This is a genomic window from Leisingera sp. F5 (genome assembly GCF_001593695.1).
On the sequence record NZ_LUKH01000846.1, the window covers coordinates 1 to 1,576 of the forward strand.

Genomic DNA, 1,576 nt, shown 5'->3' on the forward strand with positions numbered 1-1,576 from the left:
GAGATGAGAGTCAGAGCGGTGCTGCACAGCAGCCCTGACAGGCGGATGTTGGAAGTTCGTGCCATGATAAACCCGTGTTCTAAGAGCTGTTAGCTTGGGCTTGATCCTGGCTGGCCTTGCAAAGGCTTGGGCCTGATAGGAAGCAATTCCAGCGGCTGCAAGCCCCTGTCCGGGCGATTTTCCGTTATTATGCTGATGTTGCATTTTTGTGCGGCCTGCGGCCGGCAGCTGGCACAGCAGCAGCACGGCTGGACTTTTGCGGCACAGGCCGGTAAGCCCCTCTCGATCTTGAGCAAGCCTGCCCCGCCAGCCAAATTCCATCTTAGCAGGATAGAAAATGGCCCATCGGAAGATTTTGCAGCTGGCTGCATCAATTGCTGTTGCCCTGGCCGGTGCAGCTCAGGCGCAAAGCATTGCCATTGACACCGCGCGCGGCGCGGTCGAACTGCCGCACGCCCCGCAATCAATCGTCGTGCTGGATGCCGCAGCGGCGGACACGCTGGAGGCATTGCGGGCGCCGATCACCGGTGTCCCGTCCAAGCTGTTTGTCAGCCACCTGCAGGATCTGCAAGACAAGGCCGCGCCGGTAGGCACCCTGTTTGAACCGGATTTTGAGGCCATTGCCATGCTGGCGCCGGATCTGATTGTTGCGGGCGGGCGGTCCTCGGCGCAGGTCGAGGCGCTGGCGGAAATCGCTCCGGCCATCGACATGACGATCTGGGGCGAAGACCACGTTGCGCAATCGCTGGCGCGGCTGCGCAGCTATGGCCGCCTGACCGGACAGGAGGCGCGGGCGGCGGATCTGGAAGCGGCGTTCACTGCCAAGCTGGAGCACACCCGCGCTGCCGTTGGTGGCCGTGGCAAGGCGATGATCCTGATGACCAACGGCCCCAAAGTGTCTGTCTATGGCGCGGGGTCGCGGTTTGGATGGCTGCACACCGCGCTGGATCTGCCGGAGGCGGTCGAAAGCGTCGCAGCACAGACCCACGGCGAGGCGGTATCCTTTGAGTTCATCGCTGCGGCCAACCCGGACTGGCTGATCGTCATCGACCGCGCCACGGCGATTGGCCAGGGCAATCAGGCGGCGGCGGTCACCCTGGACAATGCGCTGGTGTCGGGCACCATAGCCTGGCGCCGGCAGCAGGTGGTCTATCTGAATGCGGCCAATGTCTATGTTGCGGGCGGCGGCATCCAGTCGATGACGGCGACGCTGGAGGACATTCTGACAGAGTTTGTGGCAGGTGGCTGATCCTGCCGCCCTGGACAGCCGCGCTGCGGGGGGGCGGAATACCCTGGTTCTGATGGGCCTTCTGTTGGGCTTGCTCGCTGCGGTCAGCCTGTTTGTAGGGATCAACCGGCTGAGCCCGGGGGCAGTGTTGAGCGATCCGCAGGCGTTGCAGCTGCTGGCGGTCAGCCGCATTCCCCGCACCGCTGCGGTGCTGCTGACCGGTGCTTCCATGGCGGTGGCGGGTGTCATCATGCAGCTGCTGGTGCGCAACAAATTTGTCGAGCCCGGCACCACCGGCACCAATGAAGCCGCCATGCTGGGATTGCTGGCGGTGACGCTGCTGACGCC

The 1,576-nt window shown here is 63.8% G+C and carries 3 protein-coding genes; 2 read left to right on the plus strand and 1 reads right to left on the minus strand.

The window, feature by feature from the left end; genetic code table 11:
- A partial coding sequence (locus A2I95_RS36670; RefSeq protein ID WP_291737407.1) for a hypothetical protein occupies nucleotides 1-321 on the minus strand: 321 nt, incomplete at its 3' end.
- Nucleotides 322-337: 16 nt separating this feature from the next.
- Here A2I95_RS36670 and A2I95_RS36675 point away from each other — a divergent pair.
- Both A2I95_RS36675 and A2I95_RS36680 read left to right on the plus strand, forming a co-directional pair.
- On the plus strand, nucleotides 338-1,249 hold the full coding sequence (locus A2I95_RS36675) for a siderophore ABC transporter substrate-binding protein (protein WP_291737408.1): 912 nt from the start codon (nucleotides 338-340) through the stop codon (nucleotides 1,247-1,249).
- 52 nt (nucleotides 1,250-1,301) lie between these two features.
- A partial coding sequence (locus A2I95_RS36680; protein WP_291737409.1) for an iron chelate uptake ABC transporter family permease subunit occupies nucleotides 1,302-1,576 on the plus strand: 275 nt, incomplete at its 3' end.

What these genes read in the sequence shown, in the direction of transcription:
- A2I95_RS36675 (WP_291737408.1), top strand. Translation starts at nt 338, where the DNA reads ATGGCCCATCGGAAGATTTTGCAGCTGGCTGCATCAATTGCTGTTGCC.